At 59.8% G+C, this 17,446-nt stretch carries 18 protein-coding genes; 11 read left to right on the forward strand and 7 right to left on the reverse strand.

The window, feature by feature from the left end; all coding sequences use genetic code 11:
- Nucleotides 1–25 precede the first annotated feature (25 nt).
- The 3 genes from ACSQ26_RS19340 to ACSQ26_RS19350 form a co-directional block, all read right to left on the reverse strand.
- Nucleotides 26–949, reverse strand: a complete 924-nt coding sequence (locus ACSQ26_RS19340) for a sugar ABC transporter substrate-binding protein (RefSeq protein ID WP_436011701.1) — start codon at nt 947–949, stop codon at nt 26–28.
- Nucleotides 950–1,110: 161 nt separating this feature from the next.
- Nucleotides 1,111–1,260 carry a hypothetical protein gene (locus ACSQ26_RS19345; protein ID WP_436011703.1) on the reverse strand — a complete coding sequence of 50 codons (150 nt, stop codon included), beginning with the start codon at nt 1,258–1,260 and terminating at the stop codon, nt 1,111–1,113.
- 159 nt (nt 1,261–1,419) lie between these two features.
- Complete coding sequence (locus tag ACSQ26_RS19350; protein WP_436011705.1) at nt 1,420–2,451, reverse strand: LacI family DNA-binding transcriptional regulator; 1,032 nt, start codon at nt 2,449–2,451, stop codon at nt 1,420–1,422.
- Nucleotides 2,452–2,606: 155 nt separating this feature from the next.
- Here ACSQ26_RS19350 and ACSQ26_RS19355 point away from each other — a divergent pair, with 155 nt between their 5' ends.
- Genes ACSQ26_RS19355 through iolG form a run of 5 tightly spaced genes read left to right on the forward strand, consistent with a single transcriptional unit; the run spans nt 2,607 to nt 7,126 of the window.
- Nucleotides 2,607–3,698, forward strand: a complete 1,092-nt coding sequence (locus ACSQ26_RS19355) for a fatty acid desaturase family protein (protein WP_436011707.1) — start codon at nt 2,607–2,609, stop codon at nt 3,696–3,698.
- Between the two features lie 35 nt (nt 3,699–3,733).
- Nucleotides 3,734–4,048 carry a MocE family 2Fe-2S type ferredoxin gene (locus ACSQ26_RS19360; protein ID WP_436011709.1) on the forward strand — a complete coding sequence of 105 codons (315 nt, stop codon included), beginning with the start codon at nt 3,734–3,736 and terminating at the stop codon, nt 4,046–4,048.
- 17 nt (nt 4,049–4,065) lie between these two features.
- On the forward strand, nt 4,066–5,286 hold the full coding sequence (locus ACSQ26_RS19365) for an NAD(P)/FAD-dependent oxidoreductase (RefSeq protein ID WP_436011711.1): 1,221 nt from the start codon (nt 4,066–4,068) through the stop codon (nt 5,284–5,286).
- Between the two features lie 10 nt (nt 5,287–5,296).
- Complete coding sequence (locus tag ACSQ26_RS19370) at nt 5,297–6,097, forward strand: 3-methyl-2-oxobutanoate hydroxymethyltransferase (protein WP_436011713.1); 801 nt, start codon at nt 5,297–5,299, stop codon at nt 6,095–6,097.
- A 15-nt stretch (nt 6,098–6,112) separates the two neighbouring features.
- Nucleotides 6,113–7,126, forward strand: coding sequence for an inositol 2-dehydrogenase (gene iolG, locus ACSQ26_RS19375; protein WP_436011715.1), 1,014 nt, complete (start codon nt 6,113–6,115; stop codon nt 7,124–7,126).
- Between the two features lie 314 nt (nt 7,127–7,440).
- On the opposite strand, the gene ACSQ26_RS19380 is transcribed toward iolG, so the two are convergent.
- Complete coding sequence (locus ACSQ26_RS19380) at nt 7,441–8,202, reverse strand: SDR family NAD(P)-dependent oxidoreductase (protein ID WP_436011717.1); 762 nt, start codon at nt 8,200–8,202, stop codon at nt 7,441–7,443.
- Between the two features lie 100 nt (nt 8,203–8,302).
- Between ACSQ26_RS19380 and ACSQ26_RS19385 the strand changes: the two genes are divergently transcribed.
- A complete protein-coding gene (locus ACSQ26_RS19385; RefSeq protein WP_436011719.1) occupies nt 8,303–9,217 on the forward strand; it encodes a LysR family transcriptional regulator in 915 nt (304 codons plus the stop codon).
- A gap of 53 nt (nt 9,218–9,270) precedes the next feature.
- Here ACSQ26_RS19385 and ACSQ26_RS19390 read toward each other — a convergent pair whose 3' ends face one another.
- From ACSQ26_RS19390 to ACSQ26_RS19400, 3 genes are read right to left on the reverse strand one after another with little or no spacing between them, the layout of a single operon-like run.
- The gene (locus tag ACSQ26_RS19390; RefSeq protein WP_436011721.1) at nt 9,271–9,966 is read right to left on the reverse strand and encodes a dihydrofolate reductase family protein; all 696 of its coding nucleotides are present in this window, start codon (nt 9,964–9,966) and stop codon (nt 9,271–9,273) included.
- Nucleotides 9,944–10,474: an SRPBCC family protein gene (locus ACSQ26_RS19395; protein WP_436011723.1), complete on the reverse strand. Its 531-nt coding sequence runs from the start codon at nt 10,472–10,474 to the stop codon at nt 9,944–9,946. Before ACSQ26_RS19395 ends, ACSQ26_RS19390 begins: the two co-directional genes overlap by 23 nt.
- Nucleotides 10,471–10,848 (reverse strand): ArsR/SmtB family transcription factor, encoded by a 378-nt coding sequence (locus ACSQ26_RS19400; RefSeq protein WP_436011725.1) that lies wholly within the window; start codon nt 10,846–10,848, stop codon nt 10,471–10,473. Before ACSQ26_RS19400 ends, ACSQ26_RS19395 begins: the two co-directional genes overlap by 4 nt.
- A 236-nt stretch (nt 10,849–11,084) precedes the next feature.
- Here ACSQ26_RS19400 and ACSQ26_RS19405 point away from each other — a divergent pair, with 236 nt between their 5' ends.
- From ACSQ26_RS19405 to ACSQ26_RS19425, 5 genes are all read left to right on the forward strand, one after another.
- Complete coding sequence (locus ACSQ26_RS19405; protein WP_436011727.1) at nt 11,085–11,819, forward strand: SDR family NAD(P)-dependent oxidoreductase; 735 nt, start codon at nt 11,085–11,087, stop codon at nt 11,817–11,819.
- Entirely contained in the window at nt 11,816–12,727 is a 912-nt protein-coding gene (locus tag ACSQ26_RS19410) for a sigma-70 family RNA polymerase sigma factor (protein WP_436011729.1), read from the forward strand. The genes ACSQ26_RS19405 and ACSQ26_RS19410 overlap by 4 nt, the downstream gene beginning before the upstream one ends.
- Nucleotides 12,728–13,057: 330 nt before the next feature.
- Nucleotides 13,058–14,794, forward strand: a complete 1,737-nt coding sequence (locus tag ACSQ26_RS19415) for an adenylate/guanylate cyclase domain-containing protein (protein WP_436011731.1) — start codon at nt 13,058–13,060, stop codon at nt 14,792–14,794.
- Between the two features lie 436 nt (nt 14,795–15,230).
- A complete protein-coding gene (locus ACSQ26_RS19420) occupies nt 15,231–16,496 on the forward strand; it encodes an adenylate/guanylate cyclase domain-containing protein (protein ID WP_436011733.1) in 1,266 nt (421 codons plus the stop codon).
- Between the two features lie 299 nt (nt 16,497–16,795).
- Entirely contained in the window at nt 16,796–17,305 is a 510-nt protein-coding gene (locus ACSQ26_RS19425; RefSeq protein WP_436015356.1) for a nucleoside kinase, read from the forward strand.
- Nucleotides 17,306–17,446 lie beyond the last annotated feature (141 nt).

Below are 17,446 nucleotides of genomic sequence, written 5' to 3' on the forward strand. Positions count from 1 at the left end.
TGCGCGAGATGTCCGGCAAGTCACATCAGTTCTTGGTGACGAACTTGTCGATGTTTTCGGGCGTCACGAGCTGGAAGGGAATCCAGACCTTGGCTTCGATCTTTTCGCCCTTGGCGAGCTTGATCGCGGCATCGACCGCACCGGAACCCTGGCCGAACGCGTCCTGGAACACCGTGACATCGAGATCGCCGGCCTTCATATAGGCGAGCGCCTCCTGCGTGGCATCGATACCGCCGACGACGACATCCTTCATGTCCCAGCCTGCCGACTTCATGGCGTTGATCGCACCGATCGCCATGTTGTCGTTGTTGGCGATGACGGCGGCGGGCTTGTGGCCGGCGGCGATCCAGTTGGTCATCAGGTCCTGTGCCTTGACCGGATCCCAGACGGCGGTCTGCTCATCGAGAACCTTGAGGCCAGCGCATTCCGGCGTGGCGATCACGTCATGGATGTCCTTGGTGCGCTGGACGGCAGCCTGGTTGGCGAGGTCGCCGACCATGACCAGGATGTCGCCCTTGCCGCCGAGCAGACGGCAGACTTCCTTGGTTTCCAGCGTGCCGGAATCCACTTCATTCGAAGCGACGAAGGCGCCCTTGGGGCCGAGCGCATCGACGTCGATCGGCTGGCGATTGACGTAGACGATCGGGATGCCGGCATCGTTGGCCATCTTGGTCATCGGTGCAGTCGCCGAGGTATCCACCGCATTGACGATGATCGCATCGACTTTCGACGCGATGAAGTTCTGGATCTGCGACAATTGCTTCTGCACGTCGTCGTCGGCGATTTCGATCTGCACCGGCTGATTGGCGTCAGCCGCAGACTTCTCGATGCCCTTGCGCAGCACCGTCAGGAACGTATCCGAATTGGCCATCGATACGCCAATGTCGCCGGCATAGGCAGCGCCTGACATCAACAACGCAATGGCCGTTCCAAGTAGAAGTTTTTTCATGATTCATTCTCCTCCACATGGGTGTCCGGCGCACCCGAATTGACCGGAGCCCCGGAAACACAGCCGAGGCAGAGATTGCAATGCTCGTCTCCCGCCGAGCAAATGGAACATAAATTTCTATATTCCATATATCGGAATACATATTCCATTTTTGGGGCATGTCAAGACGCCGCAGCGCCATGAAGATAGAGGTATCCACATTTGAAGATCAGGGAGCAGCGGATCGCGAGCGCCTTTGCTGTCTCGATCAGCTGGGGCGGCGGCAAGTGGGGCTCAGCCATGTGGTTGAGCGCGAACCCAAGTTCGGACATTCGTGTAAGTCTCCTGATGAAGGCCCGGCAGCGTCTATCCTCCCGCCTCGCCTCTCAGTCACCAGTTTTTATGTCATTCGTCAAAACAATCATGCTGAAATTTCTATCATTATTGCAATATATCGCAAAAAGCATATGACAGTTATCTTTCATTCCCGATCAGATATTCTCCGGCACAAACATTTCGAACGGCAAAAACGTCTGGCCCGGAGCGCTTGCCGGCCCATTTTCAATCGCGGAGACCATCAGCCGCACCAGTTCCCGGCAAAGATGCTGCAGCGGCGTGGCCACAGCGAGTGCAACCACGTCATCGGCAAGCGCCGCACGCGACTCCGGTGTCAGTTCGTTGACGGCGACGATATATTTGCCTCGAAGTTCTTCTTCCCGAAGGGCCGAAATTGCTCCCTCCATGCCGCCGCCGGCGACATAGAAGCCAACGAGGTCCGGGTGGCGGTGCAGGAGATCGAGGGTCGCCTCGTGGGTAATCTGGCTGGTTTCAAGATTGACGAGCGTATCGAGCACCTCGAAATCCGGCGCATTCTCTCGAAAATACGAGCGGAAGCCGATCTCGCGAAGCTCGTGGCCATGGAAGCGGTGGCTGCCGACAAAGACCGCCACCTTGCCGGGTTGTTTGGCCATTTTGGAGATCAACCAGGCCGCCGTCCGTCCAACTTTCCTGTTGTTGAGACCGACATAGCCTTCTCGGATACCCGAAGCGAAATCCGACAGCATTGAGAAAACCGGAATGCCTTTGCCTTTCAATTCCTCTACCGCCACGGTCAATGCCGGATAGTCGGGGGAAGCCATTGCGACGGCTTGGTTGCGGCTTCCAACGTCGCGGAGTGCTGCAGCCAGATCGGACGGAATCTGGCTGTCGCAAAATTCGATCTGAACGATGCCCCTCATGCTTTGGCTATTCTGAACGGCGAGTTCGATCTCTCGGGCGAACGCTTGATAAAAATACTGTTCGGGCTTTCGTAGGATGAAGCCCAATTTGTAGACCGGCAATCCTTCCAGAACCCGCTGCCTAAGCAGGCTGACCGCGTGAAAGCCGATTGCATTGGCGGCTTCATAGACACGCTTCGCGGTGTCTTCTCGCACCCTGTGTCGCCCGTTGAGCACGCGATCGACCGTCGCAACACTGACATTTGCCGCCTTTGCAAGATCTGCAATCGTTGGGCGCGAGGCCATTCGCTTTTCCTCATGATATGAAATTATCAAAATGCTTATATCAAATGATGGAAAATGAAAGAATATGTCGCACCGCCATTGTACTCCGGTTCGGCGCTGCTAATCCTGACTGACGTTGGGTTCGACACGGGCCAGCGACGCGAGGAGATACACCAGTGGCGACAAGTGCGACGAAGAGAGACTACAGCCTTCTCGGGCGGGACGCACAGGCCGCGGTCGCCAACGGCCTGTCGGCGGCCGAGTGGTATCATACCGACGTGCCGCGCAAGCAGATGAAGGAGCTGATGAAGCGCGAGGATGGCCCGGCGATCCGGGACACCGCGATCTGGCTCGGTTGCCTTGTCCTGTTCGGCGGGCTCGGGATTTATTTCTGGGGCAGCCTCTGGTGCCTGCCGTTCTTACTAGCCTATGGCGTCCTCTACGGCTCGGCATCCGACAGCCGCTGGCATGAATGCGGCCACGGCACGGCCTTCAAGACGATGTGGATGAACGACGTCGTCTACCAGATCGCCTGCTTCATGATCATGCGCAACCCCGTGACTTGGCGCTGGAGCCACACACGGCACCACACCGATACGGTCATCGTCGGCCGAGATCCCGAGATCGCCGTCATGCGGCCACCGGACCTCATGCGGTTGATCCTCAATTTTTTCGGCCTTCTCGATGCCTGGCATGCCGTCATCGACATGGTACGGAATGCCTTCGGTGTGATCAGCGCAGCGGAAAAGACCTTCATCCCAGAGAGTGAGCAGCCGGGGGCGATCCGCGTCGCGCGGATCTGGCTCGCCATTTATGCGGCGACTATCGCACTGGCCGTGGCCATGGGCTCGATCCTGCCACTGATGCTAATCGGCCTGCCACGTCTTTACGGCGCCTGGCACCACGTGATGACCGGCCTGCTGCAGCACGGAGGCCTGGCCGATAACGTGACCGACCACCGGCTCAACAGCCGCACCGTCTATATGAATCCAGTCAGCCGCTTCATCTACTGGAACATGAACTACCATGTGGAGCACCACATGTTCCCGATGGTGCCCTATCACGCTCTGCCGAGACTGCACGCGCTGATCAAGGATGACCTGCCGGCGCCGAATCCCTCGATCCTGCATGGCTATCGCGAGATGATCCCGGCCTTTCTCCGGCAGCTTCGCAACGAAGATTATTTTCTCAAGCGTGAAATGCCGCCGACGGCGCGGCCGTATAGGGAAGAGTTCCATGGCGACGCAATGGCATCGGCGGCCGAATAACAGGCCCGACTTTGAGAAAGAGACTGGAGGAGACTATGAGCGATTGGGTTGAAGTCTGCGAGCGCGACGGGATCGACGAGGAGGACGTGATCCGCTTCGATCACGCCGGCAGGACATTTGCCATCTATCGCAGCCCCGATGATACGTTCCATGCGACGGACGGGCTCTGCACCCATGAGAAGGTCCATCTCGCCGACGGGCTTGTGATGGATGACATCATCGAGTGTCCAAAGCATAACGGTCGCTTCAACTACAAGACCGGCGAAGCCAGGGGTGCCCCGGTCTGCGTCAACCTTAGGACCTATCCGGTCAAGGTCGAAGGCGGCCGCGTTTATTTACAGGCGGATTGATCGTGTCGGAACGAGCCATGATCATTGTCGGTGCCGGCGAGACCGGCGCACGTGCCGCTTTCGGGCTCCGGGAGCGTGGCTATCGGGGGCGTGTGGTCCTGACAGGCGATGAAAGCCACCTTCCTTATGAGCGCCCGCCGTTGTCAAAGGGGCTGCTTTCGGACAGTGCCGAGCCGAAATACCTCGCCCCCGCTGACCGTTACGAGGCCGCTGGCATCGAGCTTGTCCTCGGCCAGTCCGTCGTTTCGATTGATCGGCAGAGCAAAACCATCCACCTGCGCGATGGGTTCGTCTATTCCTATGAGAAGCTGCTGCTCGCCGCTGGTGCCCGGCCACGCCCGTTTCCCGGCCTTGACGCAGATGGAAAGCGCGTCTTTTACCTCAGGACATACGCAGACGCGCTGGCCCTCCATCCGTGGATGGCGCCGGGCCGAACGATTGCCGTTGTCGGCGGCGGCTTCATCGGCCTGGAGCTGGCAGCCATCGCGCGCCAGGCCGGCGCGAATGTCACAGTGGTGGAGGCTCTTCCACGCATCCTGATGCGTGGCGTCCCGGAGGTGCTTGCTATGCGCCTGCAGACCCGCCACGTTGCCGAAGGCGTCGATATCCGTTGTGGCACCGGTATCAGTTCCATCGATTCCGGACCGGGTGGTGTGGTCATCCTGATGGCCGACGCCATGCAGATCGAAGCCGACATCGTGGTTATCGGCATTGGCGCGACCCCCAACACAGAACTGGCCGCCGGGGCCGGTCTACAAATCGAAAATGGCATCCTCGTCGATGAATATTTGTGCACGTCCGACCCCGATATCCTCGCGGCCGGCGACTGCTGCAACTTCCCACTCTCCATCTATGGCGGCCGGCGCGTGCGGCTCGAGTCCTGGCGCAGCGCCCAGGAACAAGGAATACTCGCTGCCGCAAACATGCTGGGCGAAGCCAGCCCGGTGAGCGGCGCGCCGTGGTTCTGGTCCGATCAATACGATCTCACGCTGCAAGTCGCGGGATTGCTGGACGAGGCCGCGACAACAGTCGAGCGGCATCAGGAGGATGGTGGTCTGATCCTCTTTCACCTGGCGGCGGGCGGCAGGCTGGTCGCCGCTTCCGGGCTGGGGATAGGCAATTCCGTGGCCCGCGACATCCGCCTCGCCGAAATGCTGATCGCAAACATGGCCCATCCCGATCCCGTCAGCCTGGCCGATCCCGCCACGAAACTCAAAGGCCTGCTCAAGGCAGCATAAGGAAATATCCATGAAAAAGTCCTATCGGCCGACCGTTGCGGATCTCCTGGCGCTCAAGGGAAAGCGGCAATTGAGCATGTTGCGTGTCATAACGCTCGACGAGGCGGCAGCGGCCGAAGCGGCCGGCATCGAGATGGTCTCCGTTCCTCCCACCCTGCTCGGCCCCGGCTTCCGCGAAGCGGCACCGTCCGTCTTCGCTGTTCCTGGCCTGGAATACGGCGATTTCATCACTGCGGAAGACTACCTCAGGGCGGCCTTCCAGGCCGTGCGCGCTGGTGGCGACGCCGTTTATTGTGCGGCAAGCCTCGCCACGATCCGCCGGCTGCGGGATGAAGGCATTCCCGTCTGCAGCCATGTCGGCCTCATCCCATCGAAGGCCACCTGGACCGGCGGTTTCCGTGCCGTCGGCAAGACAGCTGACAGCGCGATCGCGATCTGGAACGCGGTCAAGGCACTCGAGGATGCCGGCGCCTTTGCGGCCGAGATCGAGGTCGTTCCCGCCGAGATCGCCACATCAATCAGCGAGCGGACCAGCCTGCTCATGATTTCGATGGGTGCCGGCGCCGGATGTGACGCACAATATCTCTTTGCCGACGACGTGCTCGGCCAGAACCGCGATCACGTACCGCGGCACGCCAAGACCTATCGCAACTTCGCCGCCGAATTCGACCGGCTGCAGACGGAAAGGATTTCCGCCTTCCGGGAGTTCAGGAATGATGTTTCGTCGGGCGCCTATCCCGAATTGAAGCATCTCGTGAGCGTTCCGGAACCGGAACTCCGCCGCTTCCGCGAACTTCTCGACAACACCTGAAACCGGGAGACGATAATGACAGTCAAATTTGCCCTGCTGGGCGCAGGTCGCATCGGCAAGGTGCATGCGAAGGCTGTCAGTGCCAATCCCAATGCGAAGCTCGTGGCCGTCGCCGATGCCTTCGCGGATGCCGCCAATGCGCTTTCCGCGCAATATGGCGCGGAAGTGCGCTCGATCAGCCAGATCGAGGCAGCCAATGACATCGACGCCGTCGTGATCTGCACGCCGACCGACACACACGCCGATCTCATCGAGCGCTTCAGCCGCGCCGGCAAGGCGATCTTCTGCGAAAAGCCGATCGATCTCGATTCCGAGCGGGTGAGAACCTGCCTCAAGGTGGTGGAAGAGACCGGCGCCAAGCTGATGGTCGGCTTCAACCGCCGCTTCGATCCGCATTTCATGGCGGTTCGCGCTGCCATCGATGACGGCAAGATCGGCACCGTGGAGATGGTCACCATCACATCACGCGACCCGGGCGCGCCGCCGGTCGACTACATCAAGCGTTCCGGCGGCATCTTCCGCGACATGACGATCCATGATTTCGACATGGCGCGCTTCCTGCTCGGTGAAGAGGTCGCTTCGGTGTCTGCCCACGCGGCCGTGCTGGTCGATCCCGAGATCGGCGAGGCGGGCGATTTCGATTCCGTCACGGTGATCCTGGAAACCGCGAAGGGCAAGCAGGCGGTGATCTCCAATTCCCGCCGTGCCACCTATGGCTACGACCAGCGTATCGAAGTGCATGGCTCGAAGGGCGTCGTGTCGGCTGAGAACCAGCGTCCGGTGTCGATCGAGATCGCCAACGGCGACGGCTATACCCGCCCGCCGCTGCACGATTTCTTCATGACCCGCTATACGGAAGCCTATGCCAACGAGATCGCCGCCTTCATCTCGGCGATCGAGAAAGGCACGGCGATCAGCCCCTCGGGCACGGACGGGCTGATTGCCCTCCAACTGGCCGATGCGGCATTCGAAAGCGCTACCACAGGCAAGCGGATTTTCCCGCAAGTCTGGCGGAAGACCGCAGTCTGAGAGACTTGGCATGGCGCACGATGTCGACGCCTTTAGCGTAGGCGTCCGCCTTGTGATCGACCGCGGCTGGCACAAACATGTCGCCTCGCGAGTCCACGTCATTGTCTGCTTTCGAGCCTTTGCTTAGCGGGATCCTATGACTGAGATGCGGGCGCGAAGCTGCCCTAAGGTTTGGCTCCCATTGGCCCTGAGCTGCCGCACATCACTCCTCCGGTATCGGCCCAAGCCTTGTGAAAACAACACGCGAAGCCGGGACTTTGATTCAACTTTGCGTGTTGCGATGAAAAGTTTGGAATCGGTGCTGTCGGACCGGGCTAAGGTCGGATGCCTCCGATGGTGAAACCGCCATCAACGGTGATCTCTTGGCCCGTGACGAAACTGGCATCGTCTGAAAGCAGCCAGGCAACGGTGCCCGCGACGTCTTCTGATCGACCGTTACGGCGAAGTGGCGTGTGGCTGGCCAAACGCGCGGCAAAGACGGGATCGATGACATCGTCTGCCATGGGGGTCAGGATAATGCCCGGATTGATGGCATTGACACGGATGTTCCGAGGACCTTCCTCCACCGCAAGCGTACGCATCATCGCCTGCAAGGCTCCCTTGGTGCCGGCGTAGGCCCCGGCTCCAGGCATGACCCCACTCGCAGTCCTGGACGCGTTGATGAGGATGCTACCGTTGTCTAAGAATGGCAGGCATTGCTTGATGGTAAAAAGCGTGCCGCGCAGGTTGGTCCCGATCAGCGCGTCAAACTCGTCCGCTTCTGTCACCGCCAAGGGCTTAAAATCGCCCAGGACCCCGGCGTTTGCAAATACGGCGTCCAGTTTCCCGAACTGCCCTACAGTCGTCTGTACCGCGGCTGCAACTGCATCGTTGTCCGCGATGTCGCAAGCAATTGCGATGGCGATGCCGCCTGCGGCCTCGACCTCCGACCGCAATTCGTTGATCGGGTGCGGGCGACGTCCGATAAGAGCGACCTGGGCACCTTCCTCGACCAAGCGAAGTGCGGCAGCCCGCCCCATTCCCGTTCCTGCCCCGGTAATGAAAACCGTTTTGCCCGTAAATCTGTTCTGCGCCATGTCGTGCTCCCTTGGTTACAGCAACAGGGCGGTTGTAATTCGGTAGGCAAACAGTGATAATTGCCAAAATACATTATTCATCTGAAAGTGAAACTATCGAATGGGGCTTTTTCGGTCCATGCAGGTTTTTGTGACGACCGTTCAGGAGGGCTCAATGAGTGCCGCCTCCAGCAAGCTCGGCATGTCGCCCGCGATGGTGGGCCAGCATGTGGCGGCACTGGAAGAGCGGCTTGGCACACGGCTTCTGAACAGAACGACCCGTCGTCAGAGCTTGACGGATTTCGGCAGGACCTATGTCGATCAGTGCCGCGACATTCTCGAGCGTGTGGCCGTTGCGGATGAGGAGGCCGAGGCATCGCAGACGAACCCCCGTGGCCAACTCAGGATTACGGCACCGACTACCTTTGGGGCAGAAGCCCTGATGCCCGCCCTGGGACGGTATCGTGAAATTGCACCGGACGTGACGCTGGACGTCACGTTGACCGACCGCAATGTCGATATCGTTGAGGAAGGATTCGATATTGCATTCCGTATCGGCGAACTTCCGGATAGCCGCCTCATCGCCCGCCAGCTTGCTCCCTACAGGATGGTCGTTTGCGCTTCACCGCAATACCTTGCTAGCCGCGGAATGCCCCAGCATCCCAGCGAGCTTTCGAACCACGAAGCCGTCGGGTTCACCCCTGCGGCAAAGTCGCCATGGAAATTGTCGAAACACGATGAGGCTGTCGAAGTTACACCGCGCATGTCGATGAGCGTCAACAGCGGTCAGGCTGTTCGCATGGCAGCCCGCACCGGATTGGGCGTGATCATGCAACCCGCCATACTGCTGACAGCGGATATCGAGTCTGGCCTGCTGGTCAGGCTTTTTCCGGACTGGCATCTGCGCGAGCGGCCAATGTCGCTTGTCTATCATCGAGACAGGCGGATGACGCCGCGCCTGCGCAGCGTCATCTCTTTTGCAATCGCAGAATTCGCCCCGAAACTCGATGATGGGGGGTATGGGGGTGTCGAATGACCGCAAATAGCGCGAAGGCGACTTGAGGTCTTGGTCGCCCAACGCGCCGCTGATTATTGCTGTGGCATGAACCGATAGTCGGACCTGACTAGGCCGCTCCCCAGGTCCCGCACCATGACAAGTTCAGCTTGGTGACGCGTTTCACCGTATCCAAACAGGGAATGTGCTCCCCCGGCGATAACCGGATACGTGATGAGACGCAATTCGTCGACGAAGCCCATGTCGATCAATGTGCGGACAAGTTGACCGCCCCCCATCAGATAAATGTCCTTTCCGGACTGGGTCTTCAGCCCGGCAATGTCCTCAAAACTGCGAATGATCCGTGTGTTCGACCACTGCGGCTCCGTCATGGTCCTGGAAAACACATAGTGAGGTAGGTCCGGAATTCCTTTAGACCATGCACGTTCACCTTCAGTCGGTAGCGTTCCGGTCATCAGCGAGGGGCCCTTCGGATCGTCGCGCATGGCGGACCAGTATTGCTCGTAGCCCCGATACATCTGCCCCCCGAGCAGGCAGGCATCGATCTGCGGAACCAGATCGTAGTCCTCCGACCAGCCGTTGACCCAATCCGCATAGCCTTCAGGACCCTGGAATTTTCCGTCCAACGAGACCTTCATTGCAGCTATCATTTTTCGCATTTGCGTTTCCTTGAGTTGGAGATTTTCATGCCAAAGGCTGCGGCGGCGCGCCTGCTGATATTTCTTGCCCAGTGCCCAACCCCACGCCTTACTGGGCCAAGCGCTTTCCATATTCAGTTTTCAGCGCTGCCCAGGTTGACCAAAACGACGGCGCGTCGAGGTCTGATAATTTCGCGATCATGATATCGAGATGCACGTGCCATCCTGCAGCGATCATGTTGCGCGATCCGGGGGTGTCGAGGCCGCTATGGGTCAGAACCAATAGGACTTTGTCACCGACAGTTTTCAGCTCGAAGGTGACGTTGCCATTGCCCCACGCGATTGTCAGAAGGCGCATTGGATCAACCGACACGACGTGGCTCTGCATGCGCTGTTCATCGGGGAAGCCTTCGGGCCTGGGGTCGTCGGACCTGCTGAGACTGTCGTTGCGCCAGACCAGTTCAAGAGCGGCTCCCGGCGCGAGCTGCATGTCACCTGCTGCCAGCCATTTGCTGCGGAGATCTCCGTCAACAAGAAATTTCCAGACCCGTTCCGCCGGACCAGGCAACAGGCGCTGCACGATCAAGGTGGAGCCGTTGGCCATGGTGCCCAAATCGGAAATAGCTGCGTGTTCGTTCATGTGCTCTCTCCTTCGGAGTCTGATGAATTCGATGGGGCGGCCGCATCGTCCTCGAGCAACAACCGCTCCAATGTGTCGAGCCGTTCGGCCCAGAACCGCTCATAGAATGCGATTTCCTCCAAGGCCCGCCTGAGCGGGAGGGGCGAAAGACGGCAAATGTGTGTGCGCCACCTGACCTCGCGGCTCACCAATCCGGCGTGCTCGAGAACCTTGATGTGTTTCGAGGCCGCGGCCAGTGTCATGGGATGTGACTTCGCCAGCTCGCCAACCGTGCGCTCACCTTTGGCCAAATCGCGAAGCATCGCTCGGCGGGTATCGTCGCTGAGCGCGTGGAAGATTTCGTTGAGTGGGACTTGCTGTGTTCGTTCAACCATATGGTATAATTAGCGCGGCGCGATCTCTCAGTCAACCATTTAGTTTAATGATCTGTCCATTCGAACTCTCTGGAGCCATTAATGGCCAAGGCCGATCGCCATTAGTTTGCGTAGAAATAGAAGTCCCGAACGGCAACTCGCCGAATTTTGGTTGAAGGTGACTCTTTTCGCCGGCTCAGAACGTCGTTGTCGCAGCCGCCTTCGAGTGGCCGGATTAACTTTGTGAGGACCGGGATATGCATTTGGAAGGAAAGCGAATTTTAGTCGTCGGCGGAAGCCGCGGCTTGGGGCTAGGTATGGCCGAGGCGTTCGCGGCACGAGCCGCCAAGGTCACCGTGGTGGCCCGAAACGCAGGCTCTCTCGACGAGAAGCTGAGCGTCCGTACGATCTCGGCTGACGCAACCAGTGCCGATGCCACGAAGCGGATCATAGCAGAGACGCGACCCGACATGGTCGTAATGAACGCAGGTGCGGAACCGCCAATGGAACGAATTGATCGGATTGGCTGGGAAGCTTTCACCGCCAATTGGAATGTGGACGTCAAGGCGTCACTGCACTGGGTGCAGGCAGCGCTGACGCTGCCAATGCCACCAGGCGGGCTTGTCGTCCTGGTCTCTAGCGGTGCTGCAGTGCAGGGATCGCCCCTGTCCGGGGGTTACGCCGGGGCCAAACGGGCCCAGTGGTTCATTGCGAAATATGCCGAAGGCCTATCTGAGCAACTCGGCCTGGGCCTTAGGTTCCGAGTTATCGTTCCCCGGCAGATGTTCGTCGGGACCGGAGTGGGCGACACGGGGATCAAAGCCTACGCCGCTGCGGCGGGGCGGAGCATCGCCGAACAGGTCGCCACTTGGCCGGACATGACTCCGCGGGCCTTCGGCGATATAGTGGCCGAACGGATCAGTTCGTCAGGTCTTGCCGACGCCATGGTCTATGGCGTTCGCGGAGATACAGGGATGACGGTCATCGAATGACGGATGCAGCTGGTCTCGAAACCGACACTGTAAGTATCCAGCTTGCCGCTCTGGCCAACGAAGCGGACACGCTTCGCCCAGAGCTGCACCGCTACGCCGCGCGTATCATGGGTTCGGTGATCGACGGCGAGGATGTGATACAGGATGCCTTCGCCAACGCCCTGGCGAGTATCGGCTCGATCGCACCGGGAACGCCAATTCGACCGTGGCTGTTTCGCATCGTTCACAATCGCGCCATCGACATACTGCGCCAGCGCGGTGCCCATCGATCTGAACCACTCGACAATGCATCGGATTTGGCCGATGTCAGCACCGTCGGCGCAGAGGACGTACTGATCCGGCAGGACACGGTGCGTTTCGCTTTGGGGCGCTTTGTGGAACTGCCTGTCCCGCAGCGCAGCGCGGTGATCCTCAAGGATGTGTTGGGAGAGTCGCTTGCGGATATCGCGGCAATGCTGGAACTGAGTGTGGATGCCGTCAAGGCTCACCTGTCGCGCGGCCGGGCGAGACTGCGTTCAATCATCGCAGCTCCCCCAGAGGTTTCGCCGTCACCGAGTCCGGAAGCGCTGAACTTCGCGGCGCTTTTCAACGCACAGGACTGGGATGCGCTTCGCCGACTGCTGGCGGACGATGTCCGGCTGCGCCAGTCGCGACGGCCGGAAATCTCTGGTGCCTCGGAGGTGGGTCGCTTCTTTAACTACTATGCGGAGTATCCTCGGGTGCGCCTCGAACCGGCACGGTTGGAAGGTCGTGAAATACTGGTGGTGGCAACGGAAGAGGCGGAAACGCCTTCATATTTCATGCTGCTCGAGTGGCAGGATCGGAAGATAACCCTGATCCGCGACCATCGTTATGCGACCTATGTGATGGAGGGAGCAGATGTAATGCCCGCATCACAAGTCGAGTAGCTGAGCGGTGAATCAACGTCGTTAAGGCCGCCACGTCTTCTCTTGGCGCACTGATGCCATCAAAGCGCTGCTTAATCGACGTCTGCTTTTGGGAAGACACCAAAGCTGCCTCTATGACCAAGGTGAGGGCGCAAAGCAGTCTGACCCGTTGCGACCCAATGCGGACCTTCTTCGAAGCAAGCCCAAGCGCAAGTCATGAGCCCAAACGGACAATCGACTGGCGGGATCACCCCATATAGCCTGCTAGCGGTCGAACCTCGAAGTCCCCGATAGACTTTTGAAATAGTCGTCATACAATCCGATCTCTGCGTTCTACGAAGGCAATGTGAAATGTCCGAAGAACGGGCCCAACGCCGTCTTGCCGCCATATTGGCTGCCGACGTGGTGGGCTACAGTCGACTTCTGGACCAGGACGAGCAAGGAACATTGGCCGCGTTAAAGGGGCGGCGAAAGGAAATCCTCGAACCACTGGTCCGCGACCGCCAAGGCCGTGTGGTAAAAGTGATGGGTGATGGCGTTCTCGTGGAGTTCGGAAGTGCTGTGAACGCTGTGTTATGCGCCATCGAACTCCAAAAGAGGATGGCGGCCGCCAACGAGGGTATACCTGCCGACCGGCAAATCGACCTTCATATCGGCATTAATCTGGGCGACGTCGTTGTCGAGGCCGGCGATCTGTTCGGCGATGGCGTCGTTGTCGCCGTGCGACTTCAGGCGATGGCCGGGGCAGGAGATATCTGTGTCTCCGGCGGCATCTACGACCAGGTCAAGCGGAAGCTTGATTGCGGCTTCGACGAACTTGGTCCGCAATCGATCAAGAACGTCGCCGAACCGGTGTCCGTCTACCGGATTCGGTTGTCGACCGCATCGGAAGATGGCGTGCCGGCGGACAAAGCGCTACTGCCGCTCCCCACCAAGCCCTCCATCGCCGTCCTCCCATTTACGAACATGAGCAATGATCCGGAGCAGGAGGCATTTGTCGATGGCCTCACCGAAGACCTGATCACGGATCTGTCAAGAACCAGTGAGTTGTTCGTCATTGCCAGCAACTCGGCATTTGCCTACAAGGGCAGACACATGGATGTGCGTCGCATCGCGCGCGAGCTAGGAGTGCGCCATCTTCTCGAAGGGAGTGCACGGCGGGCAGCGGGACGGGTGCGTATAAATGCCCAACTGATCGACGCGATCGCGGGTGACCATCTTTGGGCCGAACGATTCGACCGGAGCCTTGAAGATATCTTCGCTGTTCAGGACGAGGTGACCGGCAAAATTGTCGAAGCTTTGGTGGGCCGCCTGATCGCCGCGCCCGCGCGCAACAGACCAAGCAACCTGGAAGCCTATGACCTCTGTGTGCGCGCGCGGGCCCTTGGCCTGCAAACGGCGCTCACCGCGAAAGAAGCCATTTTCCTGCTGAACCGGGCAATCGCGCTCGATCCGGACTACGCGGAGGCGCACCGTTGGCTGGCACTGAACCTCTGGCTGGGCTGGGAGTTCTGGGACGAACCGATGGATCCCAACCGCGCAAAAGCCCTTGCCGAAGCACAGCGCGCGGTCGAACTCGACCCGAACGATGCAGGGAATCGCTGGGTATTGGGCGTAATATTGGCCCACGAGAGCCGCTGGGCGGATTCAGATGCCGAATTCAACGCCGCCCACAAGCTGGACCCCAACCACGCCGACGCATGGGCGATGCAGGCTGAACTGACGACGGAAAACGGGCGGCCTGCGGAAGCCATTGAGCAGGTGCGGAAGGCGCTCCGGCTCAATCCTCACCCGCCCGGTTGGTATTACTGGATGTTGGGCCAGGCTCAATATTCCATCGGCGACTACAAATCAGCGGTCCAAACGCTGCGCAGGCCCGAAACTTATCGCACGACTTCACGACGCCTGCTGGCAGCGAGTCTGGCGCAGCTTGGCCGCTTGGAGGAGGCGCGCTGGGAGGCGAAAATGTTCATGATAAGCAACCCGCACTTCACCATCCGGCACTGGTCGGCATCGCAGCCTTTCCCGGCGGAAGACGTGCGCCAGCATATCGTCGCTGGCTATCGCCTAGCGGGGCTTCCGGAATGAACCGCGTTTGGCAAGTCTCCCGAAGCCCGAAGCCGTTCGCCTGTACTTCCGCTCCATGCTCGAGTCGTCCCAATCTACCTTGGCGAGTGGCCGCTCTCCACCCCAGATCGGATGTTGAGACGGCCTGAGCCCAACGTCTGCTTTCGGGGATTCGGCATAGCGGCCGGAACGGCTGACTCGCGGGCGCGAAGCAGACACCGACGACCCCTGTTTCGACTGCAGGCGTAGCTTGACGGTTGGCGGATGCAGCTTGCCCGTTCCGTTGCTCAAGCGGGGAAGTTGGAGTATGTTTCAGGCGGTAGCCGACTGCGGAGGAGCGGTCGGAACGGTTGAGCAGGCAAGGCCGCAAAAACATCAGGTGTCATATCTGGAGGGGCCGGAGCCGTCCCGAGCGGTCGCGGCCTTTCGGCCTTCGTGCGATGGGAGGAGCGCCGGCATGGACTTTCCCGTACCCGAAAACGAAGTCGAGCGCTTGGCCGCGGTGCAGGCCTATCACGTATACGGCACGGCCCCCGAACCCGGCTTCGACGACCTTACCGATCTCGCCGCGGTGATCGCCAACGTACCGATTGCGATGGTCAACATCGTCGGCGACACCAAGATCTGGCTGAAATCCCGTCACGGCGTTCCTCCGGATATCGAGGAAGTCCCTCGCGCCGGCGTCTGCTGCAGCCATGCCGTCTGCCGCAGCGACTTGCTGGTCGTTCCCAACACGATCGCCGACGAGCGTTTCAGGGAAATGCCCTTCATCGCAACCGAACCCTTCATCCGCTTTTATGCTGGCATGCCGCTGATCGATTCTGGCGGCCGGGCGCTGGGAACGCTCTGCCTCATGGATGTCACGCCGCGCGAGCTCGCCTTCGAGACGGCCGAATGCATCCGGCGCATCGCGCGCCAGACCACCGCCCAGCTCGAACTGCGTCTGAAGATCGCCGAGCTTATGCGCTCGCAGCAAGATCTGGCGGCCGAGAAGCAACGCTCCGACGACCTGCTCCTCAACATCCTGCCCCGCAACATAGCCGCGGAATTGACCGAGAAGGGCTCGGTCGAACCTCGCCACCATCCCTCCGCGACGATCTTGTTCACCGACTTCGTCGACTTCACCCGATCCGCGGCTGAACTCTCCCCGCGGGAACTGGTCGATGACCTCGATATGTACTTCTCGGAGTTCGACAGCATTGTCGCGCGGCATGGGTTGGAAAAACTCAAGACCATCGGCGACTCCTATATGTGCGCCGGCGGTCTGATGCAGGGCCAAAAGGACCATGCTGTCCGTAGCTGCCTTGCGGCTCTCGAAATCAAGCGCTTTGTGATGCGCTCGAACCAGCGCTGGACCGCGATCGGCGAGCGACCCTGGCACCTGCGCGTCGGCCTGCACAGCGGCAGCGTGATGTCCGGCGTCGTGGGAAAGAAGAAGTTCACCTACGATGTCTGGGGCGACGCGGTGAATATTGCATCGCGAATGGAGAGCACCGACGAAGCCGACCACGTCAACATTTCCGAAAGCACGTATCAACAGGTGAAGCCGTATTTCGATTGCACGGCGCGGGGTGCCCTCGAGGTTAAAAACCGGGGCAAAATGACGATGTATTTCCTCGACCGCCTGAACCCGGAATATTCGGCGGACCTTGACGGCGTGGAAGCCAACGAGCGTCTGAAGAGCGCGCTCGCCGGCACGTCGGTCCTCTGGTCCCTGCACTGAATATCCGAGACAAGCACCGCGGAAGCTGTCGGGTGCGAATTCGAGGGTGTTGCTGGGGAGTGCTGCGCCAATGAGCGTTATTGGCGCACGCATGCCGCCTCGCACGTCCACTGCATTGTCCGCTTTCGAGACGCCGCTTGGCGAGACTTTATGACCGATATGGGGGCGCGTGTCCGCCTGACATCCGCCGCTAATCCGAAGAGCACCGAAACCTGTCCTTGATCATGTGAGTTTGTTGGTGGAGCGGCCGCCCGTTGAGTCACTTCACTCCGGATTGAAGGCCGTGATAAATGGCGCCAATGGGAATCAAGAGCTATCTGATCGAAGGCGGTTCAGGGACTGGAAAAACGTCTGTCGCTACCGAACTGGAGCGGCGGGGCTACCATGTCGTCCATGGTGACCGGGTCTTGGCCTATGTTGGCGACCCCGAGACAGGCCAGGCACTCGCAGGACCACCCGAAGGAGCGGACCGCATCGTTTGGGGGTACGCGCACTGGATCTGGCCTGTCGACAAGGTCCGCGCTATTGCCGCCAACACCACCCATCCAGTCACCTTCTTCTGTGGCGGCTCGCGCAATTTCCACAAATTCCTGGACCTTTTCGACAAGGTTTTCGTGCTTGACATAGACCTCGAGACGTTGAACCGACGATTGGATGGGCGGCCAAATGAGCCAGGCTTCGAGCCAGCCGAGCGCGCATTGGTACTCCGCTACCATGGCACCCGGGAATATCTTCCCGCCGGCATCGATATCGACACGACGGGTACCGTCCCAAGCGTCGTCGACGATATCCTCGCTCAACTCACCTGAAGCCCTGTGAATGGGATGGGAAGCACTCGAATATGGCGGGGAAGACGCCAGCCGCATGGAACGGGGGCGGAGTCGCCAATGATATTTGAAGCGCGCAAGGCGCGAATTGGCTTGCCCTCGCCTGCTTTGGCACGGCGACGG

The organism is Rhizobium sp. LjRoot254, assembly GCF_964254105.1.
Taxonomy (GTDB): domain Bacteria; phylum Pseudomonadota; class Alphaproteobacteria; order Rhizobiales; family Rhizobiaceae; genus Rhizobium_E.

What these genes read in the sequence shown, in the direction of transcription:
- ACSQ26_RS19340 (WP_436011701.1), bottom strand. Translation starts at nt 949, where the DNA reads ATGAAAAAACTTCTACTTGGAACGGCCATTGCGTTGTTGATGTCAGGC.
- ACSQ26_RS19345 (WP_436011703.1), bottom strand. Translation starts at nt 1,260, where the DNA reads ATGTCCGAACTTGGGTTCGCGCTCAACCACATGGCTGAGCCCCACTTG.
- ACSQ26_RS19350 (WP_436011705.1), bottom strand. Translation starts at nt 2,451, where the DNA reads ATGGCCTCGCGCCCAACGATTGCAGATCTTGCAAAGGCGGCAAATGTC.
- ACSQ26_RS19360 (WP_436011709.1), top strand. Translation starts at nt 3,734, where the DNA reads ATGAGCGATTGGGTTGAAGTCTGCGAGCGCGACGGGATCGACGAGGAG.
- ACSQ26_RS19365 (WP_436011711.1), top strand. Translation starts at nt 4,066, where the DNA reads ATGATCATTGTCGGTGCCGGCGAGACCGGCGCACGTGCCGCTTTCGGG.
- ACSQ26_RS19370 (WP_436011713.1), top strand. Translation starts at nt 5,297, where the DNA reads ATGAAAAAGTCCTATCGGCCGACCGTTGCGGATCTCCTGGCGCTCAAG.
- iolG (WP_436011715.1), top strand. Translation starts at nt 6,113, where the DNA reads ATGACAGTCAAATTTGCCCTGCTGGGCGCAGGTCGCATCGGCAAGGTG.
- ACSQ26_RS19380 (WP_436011717.1), bottom strand. Translation starts at nt 8,202, where the DNA reads ATGGCGCAGAACAGATTTACGGGCAAAACGGTTTTCATTACCGGGGCA.
- ACSQ26_RS19385 (WP_436011719.1), top strand. Translation starts at nt 8,303, where the DNA reads ATGGGGCTTTTTCGGTCCATGCAGGTTTTTGTGACGACCGTTCAGGAG.
- ACSQ26_RS19390 (WP_436011721.1), bottom strand. Translation starts at nt 9,966, where the DNA reads ATGGAAAGCGCTTGGCCCAGTAAGGCGTGGGGTTGGGCACTGGGCAAG.
- ACSQ26_RS19395 (WP_436011723.1), bottom strand. Translation starts at nt 10,474, where the DNA reads ATGAACGAACACGCAGCTATTTCCGATTTGGGCACCATGGCCAACGGC.
- ACSQ26_RS19400 (WP_436011725.1), bottom strand. Translation starts at nt 10,848, where the DNA reads ATGGTTGAACGAACACAGCAAGTCCCACTCAACGAAATCTTCCACGCG.
- ACSQ26_RS19405 (WP_436011727.1), top strand. Translation starts at nt 11,085, where the DNA reads ATGCATTTGGAAGGAAAGCGAATTTTAGTCGTCGGCGGAAGCCGCGGC.
- ACSQ26_RS19410 (WP_436011729.1), top strand. Translation starts at nt 11,816, where the DNA reads ATGACGGATGCAGCTGGTCTCGAAACCGACACTGTAAGTATCCAGCTT.
- ACSQ26_RS19415 (WP_436011731.1), top strand. Translation starts at nt 13,058, where the DNA reads ATGTCCGAAGAACGGGCCCAACGCCGTCTTGCCGCCATATTGGCTGCC.
- ACSQ26_RS19420 (WP_436011733.1), top strand. Translation starts at nt 15,231, where the DNA reads ATGGACTTTCCCGTACCCGAAAACGAAGTCGAGCGCTTGGCCGCGGTG.
- ACSQ26_RS19425 (WP_436015356.1), top strand. Translation starts at nt 16,796, where the DNA reads ATGGGAATCAAGAGCTATCTGATCGAAGGCGGTTCAGGGACTGGAAAA.